At 71.2% G+C, this 17,380-nt stretch carries 16 protein-coding genes and 1 pseudogene; 10 read left to right on the top strand and 7 right to left on the bottom strand.

What is annotated here, in order from left to right; genetic code table 11:
* The 3 genes and pseudogenes from E1202_RS17490 to E1202_RS17480 form a co-directional block, all read left to right on the top strand.
* Positions 1 to 200 (top strand): annotated as a pseudogene (locus E1202_RS17490) (hypothetical protein); the annotation flags it as partial.
* A gap of 5 nt (positions 201 to 205) precedes the next feature.
* Positions 206 to 904 (top strand): response regulator transcription factor, encoded by a 699-nt coding sequence (locus tag E1202_RS17485; protein WP_132684225.1) that lies wholly within the window; start codon positions 206 to 208, stop codon positions 902 to 904.
* Positions 904 to 1,932, top strand: coding sequence for a sensor histidine kinase (locus E1202_RS17480; RefSeq protein ID WP_132684224.1), 1,029 nt, complete (start codon positions 904 to 906; stop codon positions 1,930 to 1,932). The genes E1202_RS17485 and E1202_RS17480 overlap by 1 nt, the downstream gene beginning before the upstream one ends.
* Here the strand turns inward: E1202_RS17480 and E1202_RS17475 are convergent.
* Entirely contained in the window at positions 1,906 to 2,958 is a 1,053-nt protein-coding gene (locus E1202_RS17475) for an NAD-dependent epimerase/dehydratase family protein (protein ID WP_132684223.1), read from the bottom strand. The genes E1202_RS17480 and E1202_RS17475 overlap by 27 nt on opposite strands.
* 136 nt (positions 2,959 to 3,094) lie before the next feature.
* Here E1202_RS17475 and E1202_RS17470 point away from each other — a divergent pair, with 136 nt between their 5' ends.
* The 3 genes from E1202_RS17470 (at position 3,095) to E1202_RS17460 (ending at position 6,890) form a co-directional block, all read left to right on the top strand.
* On the top strand, positions 3,095 to 4,597 hold the full coding sequence (locus E1202_RS17470; protein WP_132684222.1) for a molybdopterin-dependent oxidoreductase: 1,503 nt from the start codon (positions 3,095 to 3,097) through the stop codon (positions 4,595 to 4,597).
* A gap of 77 nt (positions 4,598 to 4,674) precedes the next feature.
* The gene (locus E1202_RS17465) at positions 4,675 to 5,547 is read left to right on the top strand and encodes an AAA family ATPase (RefSeq protein WP_132684221.1); all 873 of its coding nucleotides are present in this window, start codon (positions 4,675 to 4,677) and stop codon (positions 5,545 to 5,547) included.
* Positions 5,544 to 6,890, top strand: a complete 1,347-nt coding sequence (locus tag E1202_RS17460) for a vWA domain-containing protein (protein ID WP_132684220.1) — start codon at positions 5,544 to 5,546, stop codon at positions 6,888 to 6,890. Before E1202_RS17465 ends, E1202_RS17460 begins: the two co-directional genes overlap by 4 nt.
* A gap of 21 nt (positions 6,891 to 6,911) precedes the next feature.
* On the opposite strand, the gene E1202_RS17455 is transcribed toward E1202_RS17460, so the two are convergent.
* On the bottom strand, positions 6,912 to 7,676 hold the full coding sequence (locus tag E1202_RS17455) for an alpha/beta fold hydrolase (RefSeq protein WP_132684219.1): 765 nt from the start codon (positions 7,674 to 7,676) through the stop codon (positions 6,912 to 6,914).
* Between the two features lie 251 nt (positions 7,677 to 7,927).
* Between E1202_RS17455 and lnt the strand changes: the two genes are divergently transcribed.
* Entirely contained in the window at positions 7,928 to 9,484 is a 1,557-nt protein-coding gene (lnt, locus tag E1202_RS17450; RefSeq protein WP_235878566.1) for an apolipoprotein N-acyltransferase, read from the top strand.
* A 51-nt stretch (positions 9,485 to 9,535) separates the two neighbouring features.
* Complete coding sequence (locus tag E1202_RS17445; protein WP_132684218.1) at positions 9,536 to 10,309, top strand: polyprenol monophosphomannose synthase; 774 nt, start codon at positions 9,536 to 9,538, stop codon at positions 10,307 to 10,309.
* A 282-nt stretch (positions 10,310 to 10,591) separates the two neighbouring features.
* Here E1202_RS17445 and E1202_RS17440 read toward each other — a convergent pair whose 3' ends face one another.
* The 3 genes from E1202_RS17440 to E1202_RS17430 form a co-directional block, all read right to left on the bottom strand.
* Positions 10,592 to 10,930, bottom strand: coding sequence for an RNA polymerase-binding protein RbpA (locus E1202_RS17440; RefSeq protein ID WP_132619748.1), 339 nt, complete (start codon positions 10,928 to 10,930; stop codon positions 10,592 to 10,594).
* Positions 10,931 to 11,409: 479 nt separating this feature from the next.
* Positions 11,410 to 12,816 (bottom strand): MFS transporter, encoded by a 1,407-nt coding sequence (locus E1202_RS17435; RefSeq protein ID WP_132684217.1) that lies wholly within the window; start codon positions 12,814 to 12,816, stop codon positions 11,410 to 11,412.
* Between the two features lie 105 nt (positions 12,817 to 12,921).
* On the bottom strand, positions 12,922 to 13,758 hold the full coding sequence (locus E1202_RS17430; protein ID WP_132684216.1) for a glycerophosphodiester phosphodiesterase: 837 nt from the start codon (positions 13,756 to 13,758) through the stop codon (positions 12,922 to 12,924).
* An 86-nt stretch (positions 13,759 to 13,844) separates the two neighbouring features.
* On the opposite strand from E1202_RS17430, the gene E1202_RS17425 reads away from it, so the two are divergent.
* Together E1202_RS17425 and E1202_RS17420 are read left to right on the top strand one after the other, a co-directional pair.
* Positions 13,845 to 14,219: a hypothetical protein gene (locus tag E1202_RS17425; protein ID WP_408006681.1), complete on the top strand. Its 375-nt coding sequence runs from the start codon at positions 13,845 to 13,847 to the stop codon at positions 14,217 to 14,219.
* A 119-nt stretch (positions 14,220 to 14,338) separates the two neighbouring features.
* Positions 14,339 to 14,971, top strand: a complete 633-nt coding sequence (locus E1202_RS17420; protein ID WP_235878564.1) for a VOC family protein — start codon at positions 14,339 to 14,341, stop codon at positions 14,969 to 14,971.
* Here E1202_RS17420 and E1202_RS17415 read toward each other — a convergent pair.
* The gene (locus tag E1202_RS17415) at positions 14,968 to 15,927 is read right to left on the bottom strand and encodes a tyrosine-type recombinase/integrase (protein WP_132684214.1); all 960 of its coding nucleotides are present in this window, start codon (positions 15,925 to 15,927) and stop codon (positions 14,968 to 14,970) included. The genes E1202_RS17420 and E1202_RS17415 overlap by 4 nt on opposite strands.
* Positions 15,928 to 15,985: 58 nt before the next feature.
* The gene (locus E1202_RS17410; protein WP_132684213.1) at positions 15,986 to 17,338 is read right to left on the bottom strand and encodes a M20/M25/M40 family metallo-hydrolase; all 1,353 of its coding nucleotides are present in this window, start codon (positions 17,336 to 17,338) and stop codon (positions 15,986 to 15,988) included.
* Between the last annotated feature and the right edge of the window lie 42 nt (positions 17,339 to 17,380).

Raw genomic sequence — 17,380 nt, 5'->3', positions numbered from 1 at the left:
TCCTGGCTGCCGGGGTGGCTGTGCTGGTGGCGGATCTGTCCGGGTTGAGCAAGGCTGAGGTCGAACGGATCTGGTTGCCGTTCGGGGTGTGGTTCGCTGTGGGCGGCGCCCTGCTGCCCGCCGGTTCCCGGCGCTGGTGGCTGGGCGCGCAGGCGGTGACCGCGCTGGCGGTCAACCACGTGATCGCGACGAGCTGGTGATCGGGATGCGGGAACACTCCGGACGGGTGCTGGTCGTCGACGACGACCACGCGGTGCGCGACGTCGTCCGCCGCTACCTGGAGCGCGCCGGCTACCAGGTCGACCTCGCCGGCGACGGCGAAACCGCCCTGCGCAGCAACGCCGAACGCAGGCCGGATCTGATCGTGCTGGACCTGATGCTGCCGGGCATCGGGGGCCTGGAGGTGTGCCGCAGGGTGCGCGAGCGCGGGCCGGTCCCGGTGGTGATGCTGACCGCGCTCGGCGAGGAGTCCGACCGGGTCGCCGGTCTGGAGCTGGGCGCCGACGACTACGTGGTCAAACCCTTCAGCCCGCGGGAGCTGGTGCTGCGGGTCACGTCCGTGCTTCGCCGCGCCACCCACGCCCCGCCCGCCGCGCAGGAGTCCATCGTGGACGGCGCCCTGGTGCTCGACCCGGGTGCTCGCCGCTGCGCGCTCGACGGCGTCGAGCTGTCGCTGACCACGCGCGAGTTCGACCTGCTGGCCTACATGATGCGCAACCCGGGCCGGGCCTTCACCCGCGCCGAGTTGCTGGAATCGGTGTGGGGCTGGAACTTCGGCGATCAGTCCACCGTGACCGTCCACATGAGACGACTGCGGGAGAAGATCGAGCCGAGACCCGACCGCCCCCACCGGATCAGCACCGTGTGGGGCGTCGGCTACCGCTACGACCCCGAGGCGGGCTGATGGACCTGCTGACCGAGCTCACCCACGTCGCGCCGTACGCGATCGGCCTGTCCCTGCCGGTGGCGCTGATCGGCGCCGGGCTGCTCTCCCTGCTCCGGCACCGCTCGCTGGCGACCGCGCTCACCGTGCTCGTGCTGGTGCCGCTGCTGGCCACCATGGCCGGCGTCCTCGGCGTCACCGGGTTCATGTTCGGCCCGCTGCTGACCACCGTGGTCGTCATCTGCACCGCCGTCGGGGTCATCACCGTGCCGGCGGCGGTGGTGCTGGGACGCAACATCGCGCGCCGGAGCGTGTGGGAGCGCGAGGCCCGCGCCCGCGAACGCGCCGCCGAGGCCTCCCGCCGGGAGCTGGTGGCCTGGATCAGCCACGACCTGCGGACCCCGCTGGCGGGCATCCGCGCGATGGCCGAGGCGCTGGCCGACGGCGTGGTGGACGAGCCCGACGAGATCTGCTCCTACGCGAACCGGATCCAGGGCGAGACCGAGCGGCTGTCGCGGATGGTGGACGACCTGTTCGAGCTCTCCCGGATCACCGCGGGCGCGCTGCACCTGGAGTTCTCCGCCGTGCCGCTGCACGACGTGGTCAACGAGGCCGTCGCCGCCGAGCACCCGCGCGCGCAGCGGCGCGGCGTGCGGCTGGCCACCGAGACCGAGCAGTGGCCGGTGGTCTCCGGCAGCGACGCCGAACTGGCGCGCGTGGTGCGCAACCTGCTGTCCAACGCCATCCGGCACACCCCGCCGCGTGGTTCGGTGGTGCTCACCGCGGGCAGGGAGGGCCGTCAGGCGTGGTTGCGGGTCGACGACGGGTGCGGCGGCATCGACGCGGCGGAGCTGGAGCGGGTCTTCGAGGTGGCCTACCGGGGCGATCACGCGCGGGGGGACAACGAGCGGGAACCGGCCGGGGCGGGGCTGGGGCTGGCGATCGCGCGCGGCCTGGTGCAGGCCCACCACGGCGAGATCCACGCCCGCAACCACGGTCCCGGTTGCCGGTTCGAGGTGCGGCTACCGCTGGCCGACGGCGTCGCGTAGCGGGGCTTGGGCGAATTCCCGGACCCCGTCGGCGAATTCGACCGTCGCGCGGAATCCGAGCACCCGCCGGGCCTTGGCCGGGTCGGCGACGACGTGCCGGACGTCGTTGGGCCGCGCCCCGCCCACCACCTGCGGCTCCGGACCGCCGCAGGCCTGCGACAGGGTTTCCGCGAGTTCTCCGATGGTGTGCGGCTGCCCGGAGCAGATGTTGACCGCGTCCAGCTCCCCCGGCTGGCCGGGGGTCTCCAGCGCGGCGCGGTTGGCGGCGGCGACGTCGCGGACGTGCACGAAGTCGCGCCGCTGCCGGCCGTCCTCCAGCACCGTCGGGGCCAGGCCCCGGTGCAGCGCGGAGCGGAACAGCGAGGCCACCCCGGCGTACGGGGTGCCGCTGGGCATCCAGGGGCCGTAGACGTTGTGGTAGCGCAGAGCGCGCACCTCACCCCCAGTCTGGCGGGCCCAGGCCGCCGCCAAGTGCTCCTGCGCGAGCTTGGTGGCCGCGTAGGTGCTGCGCGGGTCGAGCGGGGCGTCCTCGGGCACCTGCTCGGGTTCCAGGGGTTCGGCGCACTGCGGGCACGGCGGCTCGAACCGACCGGCCTGGACGTCCTCGGCACGTCGCTGCCCGGGACGGACCGGACCGTGTTCGGCGCAGCGGTAGCGGCCTTCCCCGTAGACCACCATCGAGGAGGCCAGCACCAGCCGTCGCACGCCGGTCTCGTGCATCGCGGCCAGCAGCACCGCCGTGCCGAGGTCGTTGTGGGCGGCGTAATCGGGCATGTCGGAGGGGTCGACGCCGTGGCCGACCATCGCGGCCTGGTGGCAGACCGCGTCCACCCCGTTCAGCAGTTCGCGCAGCAGGTCGGCGTCGCGCACGTCCCCGCGCACCAGCGGGTGCCGGGTCTCGGGAGGGACGCCGTGGGCCTGCGGCAGCAGCGCGTCGAGCGCGACGATCTCGTGGCCGTGGGCGGTGAGGGTGCCGGCGATGGCGGAGCCGATGAACCCGGCGGCGCCGGTCAGCAGAATTCGCACGCCCGGACGCTAGGTCGGCGGCGGCCGCGACGTCCCCGCACGAGCGACGATGTCATCTTTTCACAAGAACTTTCAGCTCTCTTACGCACCAGCCCGAACTCTGGCCACGACCGGTGAACCGGGTTCGAATGGAGGCATGACTTCGCTCTCCCGTGGCCGTGCGGCCACGATCGGACTGCTCGCGGCGGGTTCCGCGCTGGCCGCCGGGCACCTGGTCGCCGGATTCGCCGATCCGCGCACCGCTCCCCCGGTGGCCGTCGGTGGCGCCTTCATCGACCTGGTGCCGCCGGGTGTGAAGGAGTTGGCGGTGGCGGTGTTCGGCACCGCCGACAAGCGAGCGCTGATCGTCGGCATGGCGCTGGTCATCGCCGCGCTCGCGGTGGTCGCGGGGCTGTCCTCGCGACGCTCGGCGCTGCCGGGCGCACTGCTGATCGGAGCGTTCGGGCTGGTCGGCGTGATGGCGGCGCTGAGCCGACCGGAGCGCGGGCCGCTGCCCTCGCTGGTCGCGGGGGCGGTGGGAGTGGCCGTGTTCGCCTGGCTGCACCGCGCAGGACGGGCTCCGGTGGCCACCGAGATCGACCGACGTCGGTTCCTGGCGACCTCCGGTCTGGTCGTGGTCGGGGCCGGGTTGGCCGGCATCGGAGGGAGTTCGCTGTCGAAGGGGGCCGGGGTGACGGCCTCGCGGGAGGCGGTGGCGGGCCGGTTGCCGAAGATCCCGCCGCCCCCGATCCCGGCGGGTGCGGACTTCGTCGCCGACGGCACGCCGACGTTCCTGACCGCCAACCGCGACTTCTACCGGATCGACACCGCTCTGGTCGTGCCGCAGCTGCGCGCCGAGAACTGGCGGTTGCGGCTGCACGGCATGGTCGACCGGGAGCTGGACCTGTCGTTCACCGACCTGATCAACCGGCGGCTGGAAGCGCGGACGATCACCCTCGCGTGCGTGTCCAACGAGGTCGGCGGGAACCTGATCTCCACGGCCCACTTCGTCGGGGTGCCGGTCCGCGACCTGCTGCTGGAGGCCGGGGTCCGGCCGGGAGCGCAGCAGCTGCTGACCACCAGCGCCGACGGCTACACCGCGGGAACCCCCGTGGACTTGCTGCTGGAACCCGACCGGGGTGCGCTGCTGGCGTTCGAGATGAACGGCGAGCCGCTGCCGGCCAAGCACGGGTTCCCGGTGCGCATGGTCGTTCCCGGCCTCTACGGCTACGTCTCGGCCACCAAGTGGCTGGTCGACGCCGAGGTCACCACCTTCGACCGGCGCGCCTACTGGCAGCAGCGCGGCTGGGCGCAGCACGGGCCGATCAAGACCCAGTCGCGCATCGACCGCCCGCAGCGGGCAGCGCAGGTCCCGGCCGGTGCGGTGACGGTCGCGGGGATCGCGTGGGCGCAGCACACCGGCATCGACGCCGTGCAGGTCCGCGTCGACGGCGGGCCGTGGCAGACCGCCGAGCTGGCCACCGAGGTCGGCCGCGACACGTGGCGCATGTGGCGGGCCAGGCTCGACCTCCCACCGGGAGAGCACGTGGTGCAGTGCCGCGCCATCGACCGCACCGGAACACCGCAGACCGAAGCGCGCCAGGGCGTCGTCCCCGACGGCGCGACGGGCTTGCACGACACCACTTTCCGCTGCACGTGACCGGCATCACTTCCGTTGGACACGAGCCCGCGCGCTGAGCAACCGTTCGGTATGGGATTCGGCGAGGGGAGCGTGCGGTGACCGACGGGCGAACGGGCATCTTCGAGTCGGTCGACGACGTCGTCGAGAAGCTGGCCGAAACCGGCTACCTGGCCTCCACCGCCGTGGCCACCACGGTGTTCCTCGCCGACAAGCTCGGCAAACCGCTTCTCGTCGAAGGCCCGGCCGGAGTCGGCAAGACCGAGCTGGCCAAGGCCGTCGCCGCCGTCGCCGAAGCGCGGCTGGTGCGGTTGCAGTGCTACGAGGGCATCGACGAGGCGCGAGCGCTCTACGAGTGGAACCACGCCAAGCAGCTGCTGCGCATCACCGCCGGCCGCGACGAGACCTGGGACGAGGCCCGCACCGACATCTTCAGCGAGGAGTTCCTGCTGTCCAGGCCGCTGCTGACGGCGATCAGCGGGGACGAGCCCACGGTGCTGCTCATCGACGAGACCGACAAGGCCGACGTCGAGGTCGAAGGACTGCTGCTGGAGGTGCTCAGCGACTTCCAGGTCACCGTTCCCGAGCTCGGCACGATCAGCGCGTCGCAGCGGCCGTTCGTGGTGCTGACCTCCAACGCCACCCGCGAGCTGTCCGAAGCGCTGCGCCGCCGCTGCCTGTTCCTGCACATCGACTTCCCCGACGCCGAGCTGGAGCAGCGGATCGTGCGGCTCAAGGTGCCGGGTCTCGACGAGGCGCTGACCGGATCGGTCGTGGAGGTGGTGGGAGCGCTGCGCGGGATGCAGCTGCGCAAGTCACCGTCGGTGGCCGAGACGATCGACTGGGCGCGCACGCTGCTCGCGCTCGGCGCGGACACCCTCGACGAGGAGGTGGTGCGCGACAGCCTCGGGGTGATCCTCAAGCACCAGGACGACGTCCGCCGCGCCACCGAGAAGCTGGTCGTGCCATGACGTTGCAGGCCCGCCTGGTCGGCTTCGCCGGCGCGCTGCGCGAGCAGGGCGTGCGCGTCGGCCCGGGCGAAACCGTCGACGCCGCAGCGGCTTTGGAAGTCCTCGGGATGGCCGACCGGGAACGCCTGCGGGAAGGACTGGCCGCGGCCCTGCTGCGCGCCGACGGGCAGCGCAAGGCCTTCGACGCCGCGTTCGACCTCTACTTCCCCGCCGGGGTGGGAGCGCCCGAGAGCGCCCGCAACGGCGACGAATCCGACCTCGAACAGCGGTTGGTGCAAGCCCTGGCAGGTGACGACTCGGGCGCGCTGGGACAGCTGGCCGGAGAGGCCGTGGACGCGCTCGGGCGGTTCGGCGGCGCGGACGGCCCGCAGGGCTGGTCGGCGCACCAGACGCTGGAACGCCTGCAGCCGCAGACGCTGCTGGCCCGAGTGCTCGCGGCGATGCGCGGTGACGCCGAGGAGGACTTCACCGATCGGCTCGACCGCGACGAGATCCGCCGCCGCATCGACACCTTCCGCGAACGCGTGCGCACCGAGGCGCGCCGCCGCTCCGCGGAACTGCGCGGCGCCGACCACGTCGCCAAGCACGCCATCGCGCCGAGCGCCGACCAGGTCGACTTCCTCAACGCCGGCCGCGAGCAGCTGGCCGACCTCCGCCGCGCCGTGCAGCCGCTGGCGCGCAAGCTCGCCACGCGCATGGCCGCCCGGCGACGTCGAGCCGCCAGGGGAACCATCGACCTGCGGCGCACGCTGCGCCGATCGCTGTCCACCGGCGGCGTCCCGCTGCGCCCGGCCTACGCCCACCACCGCCCGGCGCGCCCCGAGATCGTGCTGCTGTGCGACGTGTCGGGTTCGGTCGCCGGATTCGCCAACTTCACGATGCTGCTGGTCCAAGCCCTGCACGACCAGTTCCGCAAGATCCGGGTCTTCGCCTTCGTCAACCGCACCGACGAGGTCACCCGCATGATCGAGCCGGGCGCGGCCGATCCCGTCGAGCTCGGGCGCAACATCCTCACCGAGGCCGCGGTCACCGGCTGGCACGACAGCAGCGACTACGGCAACGCGCTGGCCGAGTTCACCGACAAGTACCTGGACGCGGTGGGGCCGCGCACGTCGGTCCTCGTCCTCGGCGATGCCAGGACGAACGGCTGGAACCCCAACCTCGACGCCCTGCACACCATCAAGCAGCGGGCCCGCCACGTCTTCTGGCTCAACCCCGAACCGGAACCGCGCTGGTCGACGGGCGATTCAGCGGCCCGCGACTACGCCCGGATCGCCGACATGCACGAGTGCCGCAACACCCGGCGCCTCACCCACCTGGTCTCCACCCTCCTGCCGGTCTGACCGGGGAGGTCCGCGGAATCGCTAGACGGTGCTGGTGGACAGGAAGCGTTCGAGGGTCGTGGCCAGGGCGATCGGGGTCTCGTCGATCGCGTAGTGGCCCGCGTTGGGGAAGACCTCGACATCGCAATGGGGGTACCACTGGGCGAAGGTGGCCTTCATGGTGTCTTCGCCGAGGGCCGGGTCGTGCTCCCCGGCGATCACCTTGACCGGCACCGGGTTCCCGTCGATCTCGGCGTGGAAGTCGGTCTTGGCCCAGGCGTGCAGGTAGTCGGCGACGGCGGCCGGGTCGGAGTGCTTCCGGGAGTGCTCGACCATCGCGTCGAGCCAGACCGCGGTGAGCCTGTTGCCGGTGGTCAGGTCGATGATGGCCCGGCGGTTGGCGAGATCGTCGGCGGCGCCGGAGAACAGCGCCCAACCCTGGTCGTCGAAGGGCACTCCCGACGCCGGGACCGGGGAGATGCCGACCAGCGCCCGGACCCGCTGCGGCGCGTCGGCCAGGACCCGTTGCGCCACCGCTCCGCCCATCGAGTGGCCGACCAGCGAGAACGTGTCCAGGCCGAGCCGGTCGGCCAGGGCGAGGACGTCCGCGGCGGCCTCGGCGAGGGTGTGCTCGCCCGCCTCGTCGATGCGCGCACCGTAACCGCGGTAGTCGGGGAAGACGTAGCGGAACCGGCTCGTGTCCAGGTGCGGGTGCAGCACCCGCCAGGAAGCTGCCGAGCCGAACCAGCCGTGCAGCGCGATGACCGGGTGCGCCCCGCCGCCGATCTCCTCGTGTCCGGTGCTCATCGGTCCCCTTTTCGTTCGATCGATCGGGCGTCGCGCGACCATCGCTGAGGTGCGCTTTCGGCGGGCGCATCGATGATCACCGGGCCGGTCGAGGGTAAGCGGCGTCACACGCGGTGGTCAATCGCCTGGTCAGGGCCTGTGTGCGGAGCGCACCCGGCTCGGCGCGTACATTTGGGCGAAGGCGTGCCTGGGCACGCGGCAACGTTGGCGGTCCCGGGCGGGGCCGAGAAAGCACCGAGAAGGTTGGTCGGGTGGTAGTCCCCACGGCTCCTGCGCAGGACGTCGCGCAGCCGGATCGCCGCACTCCCGGACGACGGGCCGCCTGGGCGCTGCGCCTGGTCGCGGTGATCGCCGCCGGATTCGCCCTCTACGCCGGTTCGCCGCCGCGCGAGGCGTGGTGGGTCGCTCCCCTGGCCTTGGCCGTGCTGGCCGCCGTGGTGCGCCACCGCAAGGCCCGCGCCGGCTTCGGCTACGGCGTGGTGTTCGGCTTCGCGTTCCTGCTGCCGCTGCTGGGTTGGCTCCAGGACTTCCTCGGCGCCGATTTCGGCCCCTGGCCCTGGTTGGGCGTGGCCGCGGTGGAGGCGCTGTTCATCGGACTCGCCGGTGCCGGGATGGCGCTGGTCAGCCGCCTGCCCGCGGCCCCGGTGTGGATGGCGGCGGTGTTCGTCGCGGCCGAGTCGGTGCGCTCCGCGTTCCCCTTCGGCGGGTTCCCCTGGGGTCGGTTGGCCTTCACCCAGGACACCGGCCCACTGCTGTCGCTGGCCGCCATCGGCGGCGCGACCCTCGTCTCCTTCGCCGTGGCTCTCGTCGGCGGTGGGCTGGCCGAGCTCGCGCGCTCCCCGCGCCGCTGGGCGGTGCCGGTGGCCGCGATCGCGGTTCCGGTCCTGGGCGGCCTGGCGTGGTGGCCGCTGGTGAGCACCGACGCCAACGCCGGGACCGCGCGGGTCGCCATCGTGCAGGGCAACGCCCCCAACCTCGGTCTGGGCCTGCTCTACGAGGACGACGTCCTGCACGACAACCACGTGCGCGCGGCGCAGAAGCTCGTCGACGACGTGCGCGCCGGACGGACCCCACGCCCCGATTTCGTGCTGTTCCCCGAGCAGGTCGGCAGCTGGGGTCCCGAACGCACCGACCCGGAGCTGTCGGCGATCGCCTCCCAGCTGGGCGTGCCGCTGATCGTCGGCGGACTCGGCCAGGACCGCGACGGCCAGTTGCACAACCAGGTCGTGCGCTGGGACCCGGGAACCGGGTTCGGCGACCGCTACGTCAAGAAGCACCTGGTCCCCTTCGCCGAGACGATCCCGATGCGGGAGGTCGCGCGGCTGGTCAGCCCGTTCGTGGACCGCTTCCAGTCGGACATGACCCCGGGCCAGGAGCCGGGCGTGATCGACGTCGCGGGCCTGAAGCTGGGCGTGGGCGTCTGCTACGACGTCGCCTACAACGACGTCTTCGGCCCGGCCGCGGCCCAGGGGGCGACGCTGCTGGCGGTGCCCACCAACAACGCCTGGTACGGGCATTCGGAGATGAGCTACCAGCAGCTGGCGATGTCGCGGCTGCGCGCGGTGGAGACCGGCCGGACGGTGCTGGTCGGGGCCACCAGCGGGGTGAGCGCGGTGGTGGCGCCGGACGGTTCGGTGACCGCGCAGACCGAGCTGTTCACCGAGCAGAACTTGACCGCCGAGGTTCCGCTGCGCGCGAACCGGACACCGGCCACCGAGCTCGGCTCGGTTCCGATGTGGACACTGGCGGTGCTGGGGGTGGGCGCGATCGCGGCCGCCGGGTGGCGGTCGAGGAAGTCCGACGCCTGAACGACGAACGAGTGCACGGCCGGTCGGCGGCGACCGGCTAGGAGGATGTGGATGGCGAGGCAAGCCCCGGCCGAGAAGGTGCTGGTGGTGATCCCCACCTATGACGAGCGGGAGAACCTGGAGCCGATCGTGCGGCGGCTGTTCAACGCGCTGCCCGCGGCGAACGTGCTGGTGGTCGACGACGGCAGCCCGGACGGCACCGGCGAGCTGGCCGACCGGCTGGCCGCTTCCGACGACCGGTTGCACGTCCTGCACCGCACCGAGAAGGCCGGTCTGGGGGCCGCGTACGTCGCCGGGTTCGAGTGGGCGCTGGCCCGCGACTACTCGGCGATCATGGAGATGGACGCCGACGGTTCGCACGCCCCGGAGGACCTGCCGCGGCTGGTGGGCATGCTCGGTGACAGCGGGACCGGCGCGGACGTGGTGCTGGGGTCGCGCTACGTGACCGGCGGCCGCACGGTGAACTGGCCCTGGTACCGGGAGTTCCTGTCGCGGGGCGCCAACGTCTACTCGAAGCTGGCGCTGGGCGTGCCGATCAACGACATCACCTCCGGCTACCGGGTGTACCGGCGGGAGGTGCTGGAGACGGTCCAGCTGCACAACATCGCTTCGCAGGGCTACTGCTTCCAGGTCGACCTGGCCTGGCGCTCGGTGGAGGCGGGCTTCACGGTCGTCGAGGTCCCGATCACCTTCGTGGAACGAGAGCTCGGCGCCTCCAAGATGGACGCGGAGGTCGTGCGAGAAGCCCTGCTCCGAGTCACCAAGTGGGGCCTGCGCCGCAGAGGCGGCCAAGCAGCAGGAGCACTCCGCTCCCTGCTGCCGTGATGCAGGAGCGACACTCGCCACTACCCGACGTCAGACAACCGGCGAAGCCGGTTTCTCACCACCCCACTGATCAACCGGCACCGCCGCGGGTTCTGACCCGTCTTCTGGGGAGGACAGCGACGTGCTGTGTATTGGCATACACAAGCCTCGGATCCCGGAGCCAGAAGGCGTGCCCGGTTCCGCCACCCGGCAGGGTGACCACGGAGTGTTCGATCAATGGAGACACACGTAAGCGCCCGAGCGCAGCAGTGCTCGGGCGCTTGCCATGCCTGTATGTGAGTTCTACCGGCCGCGACGGGCGCGCAGCAGCTCCAGTCGCTCGTTGAGCAGCTCTTCCAGCTCCGGGATCGTGCGCCGTTCGAGCAGCATGTCCCAGTGGGTGCGCGGCGGCTTGACCTTCTTCTGCTCCGGTTCGTTGCCGTCGATGATCTTGGACTCGGTGCCGTGCAGGCGGCATTCCCAAGTCGGCGGGACCTCGGCGTCGTCGGAGAAGGGCACCTCGAACTCGTGGCTCTTGGGGCAGGCGTAGCGCACCGTCCGGCGCGGTGCGAGGTCGTGGTTACGGTCGGTCTCGTAGCTGACAGCTCCGAGCCGGCTGCCACGCAGAACGCGGTCGGCCATGACGGTTCCTTTCCCTTCGGCCCGGGCTGAGAGCCCGAGCGGTTGTGCTCACCGTGTGCAACGACGGAGTACCCGTCATCTGTTCCCGGCGTCGTGTTGCTGGTCGCCGTCGGTGACATTGTTCACCCGTCAACAACGGCTGTCCTCCTAGAGACGCGGTCGAGCGGCGTTCGTGACGCGTTCTCCCGACAGCAATCTACAAGTGGGTTCGAACGGGTGATAGTGCCAGATGTCTAGTCACCATCGCCAAGCAGGACCCTGGATTGTTAGTCATTGTGGGATGCAGATCACGACCCGTACGGCCGATCCCTTCATCCACAACGTGACCGTTCGTAGTGCCATGATCCTCCTCGTGATCACAACGCAGCGTACTGGCATATTCCGTTTCTGCGGATTCCCCAGCACTCCTAGATCACCAGCATGGAGCAATGCCCGCTCGATCGCGAGACGAACACGCCTGATCACTCTGCGCACACGCGCTAGAGGAGTTCCGGGGCCCGGTTGCCCACCGCCTCGATGGCCCTGCGGACCGGCACCAGCGCGACCAGCACCAGGCCGACCGCGAAGAAGACGACCAGCGAGATGATGGCCAGCCGGAACGAACCGGTCGCCTGACCGACGCCGGCGAACACCAGCGGCCCCAGCCACGACGTCGAGCGTTCCCCCACCTCGTAGAGGGAGAAGTACTCGGCCTCGCGGCCCGGTGGAATCATCTGGCTGAACAACGAACGGGACAGCGCATTGGTGCCCCCGAGGACCATGCCGATTCCCACGGCCAGTCCGTAGAACTGCATCTCCTGCCCGGCCTGCACGAAGTAGGCGGCCACCAGCACCAGCAGCCAGGTCGCCAGGCTGATCAGGATGGTCTTCTTCGCGCCGATGCGGCGGGCCAGCACGCCGTGCAGCACGCCGCCGACGAAGGCGATGAACTGCACGATCAGCAACGTCACGATCAGCGAGTCCTGCGGCAGCTTGAGCTCCAGGCTGCCGTACTGCGCCGAGACCTGGGAGACCGTCGAGATGCCGTCGGTGTAGATCCAGTAGGAGCCCAGGAACGCCAGCGTGAGCGGGAAGTGCTTGGCCTCGCGCAGGGTGCCGATCAGCTGCTTGAAGCCCGCGGTGACCGCCGCGGTCCCCTTGTCGCCACCCTCGGCGGCCTGGTGCCGGCGCAGCGCGGTCAGCGGCAGCAGCGTGAACACCGCCCACCAGATGCCCGAGGAGAAGAAGATCAGGCGCACGGCCGCCGATTCGGACAGGCCGACGGCGTCGTGGCCGAGGTAGATGACCAGGTGCAGCGCCAGCGCGGTGCCGCCGCCGAGGTAGCCGATCGCCCAGCCGCGGGTGGAGACGTTGTCGCGCTCGTCGGCGTCGGCGATCTCCGGCAGGAACGAGTAGTAGACGACGATCGAGGCGCCGAAGCAGATGTTGCCGATGATGAACAGCACCACGCCCAGCTGCCAGTTCTGCCCGGCCACCAGCGCCAGCAGCCCCGTGGTGATCGCGCCGCCGAAGGCGAACAGCGCCAGCATCAGCCGCTTGTTCTGGGTGCGGTCGGCGATCGCGCCGGTGATCGGCAGCACCACCACCTGCACCACCGTGGCCACCGACAGCAGGTAGCCCCACAGCGAACCGGCGGGGAAAGCCAGCCCCAGGAACGAGATGTCGCAGTTGACCAGGGAGTTGTCGCCCGCGCAGGCGTTGAGCCCGTTGCGCGCGACGTCGGCCTTGGCCGCGGCGGTGGCCACCGAGGTCAGGTAGAGCGAGAGGAAGACCGTGGTCACCGATGTCGGGAAGACCGAGTTGGCCCAGTCGTACCAGCACCACCCGCGTTGTTCCCGGCGGCGCTGCGCGGCCCCCGGTGCCGCTTCGCTGTCCATCACGCTCATTCCGTTCGGTCCTCCGCGGAGTGGATCACTCGATTGGGGGCACCATACTGGCTACCGGTTCCCGCGTGAGACGCACTCGCGCACGTTCGGAGAGACTTCGTCCGCTCAGCTCCGGGCGGGGTCCGCGGCCCGCTCCCGCAGGAGCCGGTTCAGCAGGTCCGGGCGGTCGCTGACCAGCCCGTCCACGCCCAGGTCCAGCAACCGCAGCATCTCCGACGGCTCGTCGACCGTCCACACGTGCACCTCGACACCCCACCGATGAGCCAACCCGACGAACGGCTCATCGACGACCTCGAGCCCCTTGTGCCGCGCGGGAACCTGCACAGCCGCACCCCGGATCAACCCCCGCTCACCCCCCTCACCGGATTTCCACTGAAATCCGGTCGGGGAGGTGACCGCCGACGGTGGTGGGGTCCACGGCAGTCGGGACCAGGCCCAGAGGGCGGCGACGCCGCGCTGGCCGGTGGAGGTCAGCAGCCTCGGGCCGCCGACCTTGCGCAGCAGGGTCAGGCGCCGGTCGACGAAGGAGGCCAGGCACACCCGGTCCCAGGCGTTGTGCCTGCGCACGGTCCGCAGCACCGGACCAGCGGCGCTGTCGGCCTTGACGTCGATGTTCAACAGCAGGTCGGGGAACTCCTCCAGCGCCGCGTCGAGGCTCGCGACCGGTTCCCGCCCGGCGATCCTGGCCCGCGACACCTCCGAGAACGGCAGGCTCGCGATCTCGCCGTCGCGATCGGTGGTGCGATCGAGCGATGCGTCGTGGTGGATGACGGCGACACCGTCGCCGGTGGCGTGCACATCGGTCTCGATGTAGCGGTAGCCCTCGTTCGCGGCGGCGCGGAAGGCGCTCAGCGAGTTCTCCATCTCGGCCAGATCGCCGAGGTGCCAGCCGCGGTGGGCGAACGCGCGCGGCCACGGCCCGTCCAGGAAGGGATGCGTCACGCCCGCCACTCTGCCGCACGCAGGTGACCGGCCGGTGTCGGGCCGGTGGCGTCGGAGTCGGCGTGGCGACTCCACGGAGATCACCGGTGTTGACTAACGTGATCACCGTGGACAACTCCGTCGAGCCCACCCGACGAGCTCGCCAGGTGCGTCACTGCGCCTGGTGCGGCAGGCGCGTACCCGACTCCGGACGGCAGGGCCGGCCGCGTCTGTACTGCGCGCAGGCCTGCCGGCAGCGCGCCTACGAGCGCAGGACGGCGGTGCAGCGCGGCGGGCTCCCCGAGGACTCGGTGGTGCTCTCGGCCGCCGAGCTCGCCGATCTGCAGGACCGCCTGTTCCAGCTGCGCTGCGCGGCCGAGGACGTGGTGACCGCGGTCGACGACGACGCCGACCGGTCCGACCTGCGCAAGCTCGCGGCCCAGGTCGTGGACGTCGCCGCTGAGCTCGAGCGCCTGCGCTGAACTCCCGAACACCACCACGCGCTCCCGGCACGACCCACGATGCCCTGGGACGAACGGAGCATTGTGCCGGCATGCGCGGGTGGCAAGATGAACTGATCCCCGGTGGCGAGGAAACGACGGTGCCCGCACGTCCTGCGGTCCGCGGCTTGCGTCGCGTCGACCTGCTCAGTCGCGATCCGATGGCTGCTGCCCACTTCTACCGAGTCGTGCTCGACTGGTCACCGGTGCCCGTGGAGACCGGATTGGACTGCTGGGTCGGCAACCGCCGCTGCGCCTTCATCCGCAAACCTCGCGCCGACGAGGTCCCGGGCTTCCGCCTGGTGTTCGCCGGCGCTCCGATGGACTGCTCGCTGACCGGTCCGGACAACTCGCTCGCCCAGGTCACCAAGGGGCGGGCCCAGCACGGCCCGCAAGCACCGGAACCGCGCCCGGGAGAACCGTGCTGGGCCGAACTGGCCACCACCGAACCGGCCCGCGCCGACGCGTTCTGGGCCGACATCCTCGGCTGGACCGTCGAGGAGGGCACCTACGTCTCGGGAGGCCGGGCGATCGCCGGACGCAGCGAGACCACCGGTCATCCGGGCTGGCTGTGCTACTTCGCGGTCACCGATCTCGACGAGGTCGCCGGGTACGCCACCGAACGCGGCGGCGAGGTCGAACGCCTCGACCACCCCGTGCTGGGCAAGGCCATGCTGCTGACCGACGACGCCGGCGCCCGCATCGGCCTCGCCGAAACCTCCACCTGGGGCTAACCGAGCTCACCGAGAACCCGCAGGGTGCGGTTGGCCTTCACCGAGAGCCGTTGCTCGCGAGCCGTGACGTCGATGTAGGTCTGGCTGGAGTTCATCGACGAGTGACCGAGCAGCTTGGCGATCTCGGCGGCGCTGGCCCCGTCCTCGGCGAGCCGGGTGGCGAAGGTGTGCCGCAGGGCGTGCACCATCGCGCCGGGCTGCACCCGGTCGGACACCCCTGCGGCCTGCAACGACCGCCGCACCAGGTACTGCAGGCCACCGCGCTGGAGCTTCTCGCCCCGGTGGTCGACGAACAGCGGCTCGGCGCCGGGCAGGCGGTTGCCGAAGCGCTGCTTGCGGGTGCGCAGGTAGGTCTGGATGAGCCCGTCGAGGCTGTCCTCGATCGGGATCGACCGGCTCTTGCCGCCCTTGCCCTGCACGTGCAGCCGCCGATCACCGGCCCGGCCGGCCAGCGACGCCACGGTCAGCTCCAGCAGCTCGGCCGAGCGGACGCCCGTGCACAGCAGGGTCGCCAGGATCGCCAGATCGCGTTCAGGCCACGGGTTCCGGGCCTTGCGGACCCCGGCGGCCACCTGGCGCAGCAAGCGCTCCGGGGTCTCCTCCCCCTGCAGCGGCTTCGGCGTGGCGGGCGCGCTGCGCGGCTTGGGCACCACCTGCATCGGGTTGCCCGACACCGCACCTTCGATGACGCCGAAGCCGAAGAAGCCGTTCCACGTCGACCAGGCCCGCGTCACCGAGGCCGCCGAGCGCCGCGCGGCGAACCGCGCGAACGCCGAGCGCAGCATCGAGGGGTCGAGGTCGTCGACCGCGATCCGCTCGGGCGGTGTGCCGGTGAGCTCGGCGAGCTCACCGGCCACCGACTCCAGGTCGCGGCGGTAGGCGCGCAACGAGTTGGCCGCGAGCTTGCGAGCCTGCAAGTGCTCCAGGTAGCTCTCCACCAAGCGCGCCAAGTCCACGCCACACCTCCCGACACAATGATCAACTACGGGAGATGTAACCAGACGGCACCGACAGTCAGCTGTTGCGGATGAAGCGGTCCAGCACCCGCACGCCGAACTTGAGCGCGTCGACCGGCACCCGCTCGTCCACGCCGTGGAACAGCGCGGAGAAGTCCAGGTCGGCGGGCAGCTGCAACGGGGCGAAGCCGTAGCAGTTCATGCCCAGCCGGGCGAAGGACTTGGCGTCGGTGCCGCCGGACATCATGTACGGCAGCGCCTTCGCGCCGGGGTCCTCGGCCAGCAGCGAGGCCTGCATCTGCTCGACCAGCCGACCCTCGAACTTCGTCTCCACCGGCGGCAGCCCGACCCACTCGCGCTCGACGTCAGGCCCCAGCAGGTCGGCCAGCTCCCGATCGAACGCCTCTTCGCGGCCGGGGAGGATGCGGCAGTCCACGGCCGCCTCGGCGACCGAGGGGATGACGTTGTGCTTGTAACCGGCGGTGAGCATCGTCGGGTTGGCGGTGTCGCGCAGCGTCGCCCCGATGATGCGGGAGATGTTGCCGAGCTTGGCCACCGAACCTTCGAGGTCCTCCTCGGGGAAGTCCCAGCCGGTGATCTCGCTGACGCCGTCGAGGAACTCCTGGACGCTGTCGGTCATGACCAGCGGGAACCGGTGGTTGCCCAGCTTCGCCACGGCCTCGGACAGCTGCGTGACCGCGTTGTCCCGGTGCACCATCGACCCGTGGCCCGCACGCGCGCGCACGCGCAGCTTCAGCCAGCGGATGCCCTTCTCCGCGGTCTGCACCAGGTAGGCCCGCACGCCGTCCTTGAGCGTCAGGGAGTAGCCGCCGACCTCGCTGATCGCCTCGGTGCAGCCCTCGAAGAGCTCGGGCCGGTGATCCACCAGCCACTGCGCCCCCTGGAAACCGCCCGCCTCCTCGTCGGAGACGAACGCGAAGACGATGTCGCGCGGCGGCACGATGCCGTCCCGCTTGTAGCGGCGGGCGATGGCCAGGCTCATCGCCAGCATGTCCTTCATGTCCACGGCCCCGCGCCCCCACACGTAGCCGTCCTGCACCGCCCCGGAGAACGGGTGCACCGACCACTCGGCCGGATCCGCGGGCACGGCGTCGAGGTGCCCGTGCACCAGCAGACCGCCCCGCGAGGGGTCGGCCCCGGGCAGCCGCGCCACCACGTTCGCCCGGCCCACCTGGTCACCGGCCTCGACGTAGGTCACCTCGTACCCGACCTCGCCCAGCTTCTCGGCCACGTACTCGGCCGCGGCCCGCTCGGGCACGAGGGTGTCGGCGTCGCCCGTGTTCGTGCTGTCGATGCGGATCAGATCGCTGGCCAGCTGAACGACCTCGTCCTGCGCCAGCGCCAAACCCGCGTCCTGATCAGTACCGGAGATCCCGTTGTGCTCGCTCACCAGGCATTTCTATCACCCGCTGCGCCAACAGGGGGGTCCCTG

The organism is Saccharopolyspora karakumensis (assembly GCF_004349225.1).
GTDB classification, from domain to species: Bacteria; Actinomycetota; Actinomycetes; order Mycobacteriales; family Pseudonocardiaceae; genus Saccharopolyspora; species Saccharopolyspora endophytica.
Note: the sequence above shows the minus strand (reverse complement) of the source record. Positions and strands in the feature narration are given on the sequence as shown.

Excerpts from the sequence above, each read along its gene's own strand:
- E1202_RS17480 (WP_132684224.1), top strand. The coding sequence starts at position 904 with ATGGACCTGCTGACCGAGCTCACCCACGTCGCGCCGTACGCGATCGGC.
- E1202_RS17460 (WP_132684220.1), top strand. The coding sequence starts at position 5,544 with ATGACGTTGCAGGCCCGCCTGGTCGGCTTCGCCGGCGCGCTGCGCGAG.
- E1202_RS17445 (WP_132684218.1), top strand. The coding sequence starts at position 9,536 with ATGGCGAGGCAAGCCCCGGCCGAGAAGGTGCTGGTGGTGATCCCCACC.
- E1202_RS17470 (WP_132684222.1), top strand. The coding sequence starts at position 3,095 with ATGACTTCGCTCTCCCGTGGCCGTGCGGCCACGATCGGACTGCTCGCG.
- E1202_RS17440 (WP_132619748.1), bottom strand. The coding sequence starts at position 10,930 with ATGGCCGACCGCGTTCTGCGTGGCAGCCGGCTCGGAGCTGTCAGCTAC.
- E1202_RS17455 (WP_132684219.1), bottom strand. The coding sequence starts at position 7,676 with ATGAGCACCGGACACGAGGAGATCGGCGGCGGGGCGCACCCGGTCATC.
- E1202_RS17435 (WP_132684217.1), bottom strand. The coding sequence starts at position 12,816 with ATGAGCGTGATGGACAGCGAAGCGGCACCGGGGGCCGCGCAGCGCCGC.
- E1202_RS17485 (WP_132684225.1), top strand. The coding sequence starts at position 206 with ATGCGGGAACACTCCGGACGGGTGCTGGTCGTCGACGACGACCACGCG.